5 protein-coding genes are annotated in these 6151 nt (G+C 65.8%); 2 read left to right on the top strand and 3 right to left on the bottom strand.

The genetic code is table 11. The features are described 5' to 3' along the window. The coding region (locus tag WAN02_RS33190; RefSeq protein WP_422269597.1) for a DEAD/DEAH box helicase at positions 1-1262 on the bottom strand (1262 nt) is incomplete at its 3' end. 312 nt (positions 1263-1574) lie between these two features. On the opposite strand from WAN02_RS33190, the gene WAN02_RS33185 reads away from it, so the two are divergent. Beyond that, complete coding sequence (locus tag WAN02_RS33185) at positions 1575-2057, top strand: CAP domain-containing protein (RefSeq protein ID WP_422269596.1); 483 nt, start codon at positions 1575-1577, stop codon at positions 2055-2057. Here WAN02_RS33185 and WAN02_RS33180 read toward each other — a convergent pair. Next, entirely contained in the window at positions 2054-4429 is a 2376-nt protein-coding gene (locus WAN02_RS33180; RefSeq protein WP_422269595.1) for a lysylphosphatidylglycerol synthase domain-containing protein, read from the bottom strand. The two genes, WAN02_RS33185 and WAN02_RS33180, sit on opposite strands and share 4 nt — an antisense overlap. A 254-nt stretch (positions 4430-4683) precedes the next feature. On the opposite strand from WAN02_RS33180, the gene WAN02_RS33175 reads away from it, so the two are divergent. Next, positions 4684-5625, top strand: a complete 942-nt coding sequence (locus WAN02_RS33175; protein WP_422269594.1) for a class I SAM-dependent methyltransferase — start codon at positions 4684-4686, stop codon at positions 5623-5625. Here WAN02_RS33175 and WAN02_RS33170 read toward each other — a convergent pair. Continuing rightward, positions 5626-6151 (bottom strand): DUF1214 domain-containing protein (locus WAN02_RS33170; protein ID WP_422269593.1); only part of this gene is annotated, 526 nt, incomplete at its 5' end.

The raw sequence follows: 6151 nt of genomic DNA, 5'->3' as shown, positions 1-6151 counted from the left end.
GCCTTGGCGCGCTCGCCGCCGCGGTTCGGACGCCGACGCGGCTGAGACCGCTGGTCGGGCTGGACATGTGCGGTTTTGGGGGCCGGAGCCTGGTAGGGCGCGATCTCGCCGACCAGGTCCATGACCGGCTCCGACGCCGCGGTGACCTGCTGCGGGGCGACCGAGATACCGGCTCTACGCATGAGTGCCGAAGTGTCCCTGCGCTGTTCGGGCAGCACCACGGTCACGACGTCGCCGGCGCTGCCTGCGCGTGCGGTACGCCCGGAGCGGTGCAGGTATGCCTTGTGCTCGGCGGGCGGGTCGACGTGGACAACCAGCTGCACGTCATCGACGTGCACACCACGGGCAGCGATGTCGGTAGCCACCAGCACGCGGGCCTCGCCGGACGAGAAGGCGGCCAGGTTGCGGTCGCGGGCCGGCTGAGAGAGGTTGCCGTGCAAGTCAACTGACGGCACCCCGGCGTCGGTGAGCTGGCGGGCCAGCTTACGGGCCTGGTGTTTGGTGCGCATGAACAGAATTCGGCGACCGGTGCCGGAAGCCAACCGGTGCACCAACTCCGCCTTCGCGCCGGCGCTGCCGACGTGGAAGACGTGGTGGGTCATCTCCGCGACGTGCGAGTTGACCTCGTCGACGGAGTGCATGACGTGGTTGCGCAGGAACCGCTTGACCAGCTTGTCGACGCCGTTGTCCAGGGTGGCGGAGAACAGCAGTCGCTGACCGTTCGACGGCGTGGCGGCCAGGATGCGCGTGACCCCCGGCAGGAATCCGAGGTCGGCCATGTGGTCGGCTTCGTCGAGCACGGTGATGTCGACGGCGTCGAGGCTGATCACCCGTTGGCGCATCAGGTCCTCCAGCCGGCCCGGGCAGGCGACGACGATGTCGACGCCGCTCCTGAGCGCGGACTCCTGGCGGGATTGCGACACCCCACCGAAGATCGTGGTGACCTTCAGGCCGTAGCTTGCGGCCAGCGGCTCCATGGCTGCGGTGATCTGGGTGGCGAGCTCCCGGGTGGGTGCCAGCACCAGGCCGGTTGGGTGGCCGGGCCGCCGCTTGGCGTCCGCGAGGCGGGTGACCAACGGGATGGAGAAGGCCAGTGTCTTGCCGCTGCCGGTCTTACCGCGGCCGAGCACGTCGAGGCCGGCCAGGGTGTCGGGCAGGGTGCTCACCTGGATGGGAAATGGGTCGGTGATCCCGCGCGCGGACAGATTGCTGATCAGCCGCGCGGGCACGCCGAGGTCAGCGAACGAACTATTGGAAGTCATTGTGGTGTGGTGCCTTTCAGGCATCAGGGTGTGCCCGCGTCCTCAGACGATCAGCACAAGGTGGCGAGATTGCCGGAGGGCAAAATCGATCGCCGCGAAAAAGCTTGGAATTTATTGTCGGAGCATTCCACGACGTATTGGCTGGTTGATATGCCAACGTTGCTCAAGACTAGCTCACGAGCTGGGAATTCCGATCATCGTGTGAGCAACGACACCGGGGAGCCGGGATTCGCGATTCTCGCCCATTTATGGCCGGAAGTGGATAGCATTTGTTTGCTACAACAGCATAACGGCGTGTGGTAGGGGGGTGCCATGACGATGAAAGTCAAGATCATCGCCGTATTGTCGGTCTGTACCGTGTTCACAATGCCTGTCGGTGCCGTTGCTGGTTTTCCTGCGCGCGCAGACGATTTCAGGGCCGCAATCTATAGCGGCGTCAGCGACCTTCGGCAGTCATGCGGGGTGATCGGTGACGACCCGCTTTTGACAGCAGCGGCGCAGCGGCACGCCGACGACTTGGCGATGAACGGTGTCGAGGGCGGCCACATCGGTTCGGACGGTTCGTCACCGCGAGCACGGATCCTCGCCGCGGGCTACATCAGGCCTGGCAATGTAAGCGAGATCATCTACTGGGGCAGCGGATCGCACGCGAATCCGAGCGCCGCGCTCGAATGGTGGATGCAGAGTCCTCCACACCGAGCGGCCATCCTGGACTGCACTTTCACTGCGGTCGGCTTCGCAATCGCCTGGGCTCGCAACATGGTGATCGCCGTCGGCGACTTCGCGGGTCGTTAGACCATGTCATTGCGGGTCAGCCACTGCATCACCGGCCAGCCGATGAACACCGGCAACCAGCAGGTCAGCACCCGATAGAGCAGCACCGAGGGCACGCTGACGGCGGCGGGGACGCCGAAGGCGGCCAGCCCACCGATCAGCGCGGCTTCGACCGCGCCGACGCCGCCGGGAGTGGGGGCGGCCGACGCCAGCGTTCCACCGACCATCGTCACCACGGTGACGGTGACGAACGATGCATGGCCGCCGAATGCCTCGACGCTGGTCCACAACGCCAACGCCGCACCCAGAGTCGTTCCGGTGCAACCCAAGACGATCAACGACATCCGCTTGGGTTCGCGGGCCACCTCGATGATGTCGGTGATGACCTCCTTGAGCCTGGGAGTCACCGACGTCGATAGCCAGCGTCGTAAGTTGGGCACCAACAGGAAGATTCCGACGATGCCCAGCGCCACACCGGCGATCAGGTACAACATGGTCGACTTCGGAACGAAGTGGGACAGATCGGTTCCCGCCCCCGCGGCGGTGCTGAAGAAGATCAGCAACACGACGTGCATGATCACCTGCATCGACTGCTGCAGCGCCACCGCGGTGGTGGCGCGCGTCGTGCTCAGGCCGCTCTTCTGCAGGATCCGGGTGCTGAGCGCGAGCCCGCCGACGCCGGCCGGCGTCGTGGTCGCGGCAAAAGTGTTGGCCACCTGCGCGATGGACAGGCGCCAGAAATTCACCGACTCGTCGGCGCTGGCCCATAGCGCGGCCGCGGCCCCGACATACGTCGACGCCGAGATCGCCAGGCCCAGCAGCGCCCACCACCAATTGGCTTTGCCCAGCGCGTTGAAGAACGTCGGCACCGTGCTGATGAACGGATACGCGACGTACACGAGCGCGCCCAGCAACAGCAGCTGGACGAGTTGGCTGCGGCTGAACCGGGTGACCGCTTCGGGTTGGATCTTCTCGGTATCGGTCTGGCGCATCACCGCCGCGCGGCTGCGCGAGATGACGCCCTTGGCGTCGTTGACCGAGTCCCGGATGTGTCTCGGCACACCGGTTCTGGTGAGCCGGCGGGATGCGGTCAGCACGGTGTCTTTGCCGAGCACGCCAATCGCGGCGGCGACTGCCTCGTCGGCGCCGTACAGCGCCGACGTCGTCACCAGCAATTGCGCGATGTCGGCCTGAAGTTGGTTGTCGGTGGCGCCGTATTCCGCGCTATGGAATCCGCCGAAGAACACGGCGCCGTGGCTGACGGTGATCTCTCGGTCGACCAGATCGCCGTGGGCGATCTGGTGGTCCTGCAGCTTGTGCAGCGATTCCCATACTTCGGCCACCGGTGTGGAGGCGTGGCATTTCTTCAGCGGCTCGCCGCGAATGCGCTTGTGCGCGTACATCGTCCAGCCTCGATCGAGGGTGCCGACGGCGATCGTTTCGGTGTTGGCGATGCCGAGCTCGCCGATCGCGATGGCCATCAGCGCGCGATGCTCGACGGCGCGGCGCATCGACGCCTGCAGCGGAGCGGTCTCGTTCTCGCGCAGCTGCAGGATCCGCCAGGCCTGCCGCAACGCGCCGCCGCTGCGCTGATGCGGTCCATACATCTCGACGACGGCGTTCTCCTCCGGATCCTCGGTGACCGCAGAAAGCACCAGCGGCCCCGATCCGGCGGGGCGGACCACCCGCAGCCCGGTCACCTCGAACCCGCGTTTGGCCATCGCGCGCACCGCGGAGTCCAGCGGCACCTCGAGAGCGGGAGTGCCGCTGACCAGGATTACCAAGGCGCCGACGAACCATCCGACCGCAATGCCGAGCAGCGAGCGGGCCGGCACGATAGAGCTGACCACCAGGTGGATCGGGATGAACGCCAGCAGCAGCGTCCACCACCAGTGCCGCCAGCGGGCCGGCAGCCACGGACCGGACACGGTGAGCACCGCGGCCAGCATCCCGATCCAGCGCGGGTCGTCGAGGAATTGGGACAGCACAGTGCGCAACCGGTCGGACAGGTCGAAATGCCAACGTGGCGCGGCCAGGCCCGTGCCGGTGATCGACAGGGCCAGCACCGATATCAATGCGGCCGCGGCGTAGGGGATGAGCAGTCGCCATTGCCGGGCCAGGATCAGGCCGATCAGAATCATGAACGGCAACGCCAGCACCGCGAGGCCGTAGACCAGGTAGACCACGTCGGACTGGGTCGGCGTCAGCACCCCGACGATGCGGGAGATGGATTTCTCCAGCTCGTCCCAGCGCGTGCGAGTGACCAGCGAACTGGTGATCACGATCGCCAGCAGCGCCGCCGACAGCGCGACCCGCAGCATGTCGTTGGTACGCCGAGTCAAGGGTTGCAGCAAGTTACCGGAAACGGTGACTTCGCGCCCGTCGACGTGCATCTTTTTGACGATCTTTCGGCTCGGCCTCGGCCCGCGGCTATCGGCGGCTCGCGGACAACATAACCGGAGACCTGCGCAGGGAGCCGGATTGCCGGGCCTTTATGGCTGACCAGGCCCTGTGGGGAGTCACAGCAGTCACGCGTGCATCAGTGTCCGACCATGACAAGTGGTTTGAAAACGAGGACACATGCGATATCACTCGAGGCCGCCACGACGCACAGCTGGCACCAAGCCGCCTCACGTACGTTCGAGTTATGGCGAGAACTGACAACGACACCTGGGAAATCACCGAGAGCGTGGGGGCGACCGCGCTGGGCGTGGCGTCGGCGCGCGCGGCGGAAACCGAGAGCGATGATCCGCTGATTCAGGACCCGTTCGCGCGGGTGTTCCTCGACGCCGCCGGCGACGGAATATGGAATTGGCACGGCGGTCCCGATCTGCCGCCGGAGATCCTCGAAGCCGAACCCGAGTTGCCGCAGCAGAGACAGGCGATGGTCAGCTACATGGCCTCGCGGACCAAGTTTTTCGACTCGCTCTTTCTCACCGCCACCAAGTCCGGCATTCGTCAGGCGGTGATCCTGGCGGCGGGCCTGGACGCGCGGTCCTGGCGGTTGCCGTGGCCGGCCGGCGTCACGGTCTACGAGCTGGACCAAGACCGGGTGCTGGACTTCAAGCTGTCGACCTTGACCGAGCACGGGTCGCAGCCGGCTGCGAACCGGATCGAGGTCGCGGTGGACCTGCGCCACGACTGGCCGAAAGCGTTGCAGGAGGCTGGTTTCGACCCATCGCAGCCGAGCGTCTGGTCGGCCGAAGGCCTGATGCCCTACCTTCCGGCCGCGGCGCAGGATCTGCTGTTCGAGCGCATCGACGGGCTCACCGCCCCGGGCAGCCGGGTCGCGGTGGAGGCGCTCGGGCCGACGTTCCTCGACCCCGAGGTGCGTGCCAAGCGCCGCGGGCGGATGGAGCGACTGCGCGAGTTGATGGCCAAGGCGGACCCGGATCGCGATATCCCCCGGACCGACGAGCTGTGGTACTTCGAAGAGCGCGAACCGGTGGGCGATTGGTTCGCCCGGCACGGCTGGGATGTGACGGTGACGCCCGGTGCCGATCTGATGGCCGGCTTCGGGCGCAGTCCTGCACCAGCGGTCAAGGACATGGTGCCGGGCAACGAGTTCGTGTTCGCGCAGCGGGCGTAGTTACGGGACTGCTTTGACGGGTGGGATGTGCCACGTCCCGTCCAGAATCGACGGCTTTTTCTCGTTAGGCCAGTACAGCCGCAGCATGAGGTTGAATCGATCCTTGGGCGCCGGAAGCCAATTGGATTCTTTGTCCGGCCCGGGGGAGTCTGCCTGGATGTAGAGGTCGGTCGATCCGTCGGGATTGGTCGCCAGCTTGTCGCGCGGGCTCAGCGTGTAGCGGTTCAGCGGGTTGTCGACGAAGTAGTAGTCGCCGTTGTACATGGTCAGCGACCAGAAGCCGTCGACCGGCGGAAGCTGGCCTTTGTCGAAGTGCATCACGTATTTATTTGCGCCGTTATATTTCGTGATCAGCTCAGGGCCTTCGGAGGTCGGATACACGGCGTCCTGCGGACGATTGGCACCAAGGCCGAACCAGGTGATCAGCGCGCGCTGCAGGTAGTTCGTTCCGTAGAGACCGGTCTTGGTGGTAAACGTCCAGCCGTTTTCGAGCTTGGCGTCGCCGGCAACGAGACTCTCTTTCATC

It is taken from the genome of Mycobacterium sp. (assembly GCF_049281135.1).
Classification (GTDB): domain Bacteria; phylum Actinomycetota; class Actinomycetes; order Mycobacteriales; family Mycobacteriaceae; genus Mycobacterium.
Note: the sequence above shows the minus strand (reverse complement) of the source record. Positions and strands in the feature narration are given on the sequence as shown.

Coding starts and splice junctions, on each gene's coding strand:
- WAN02_RS33185 (WP_422269596.1), top strand. CDS start 1,575: ATGACGATGAAAGTCAAGATCATCGCCGTATTGTCGGTCTGTACCGTG.
- WAN02_RS33180 (WP_422269595.1), bottom strand. CDS start 4,429: ATGCACGTCGACGGGCGCGAAGTCACCGTTTCCGGTAACTTGCTGCAA.
- WAN02_RS33175 (WP_422269594.1), top strand. CDS start 4,684: ATGGCGAGAACTGACAACGACACCTGGGAAATCACCGAGAGCGTGGGG.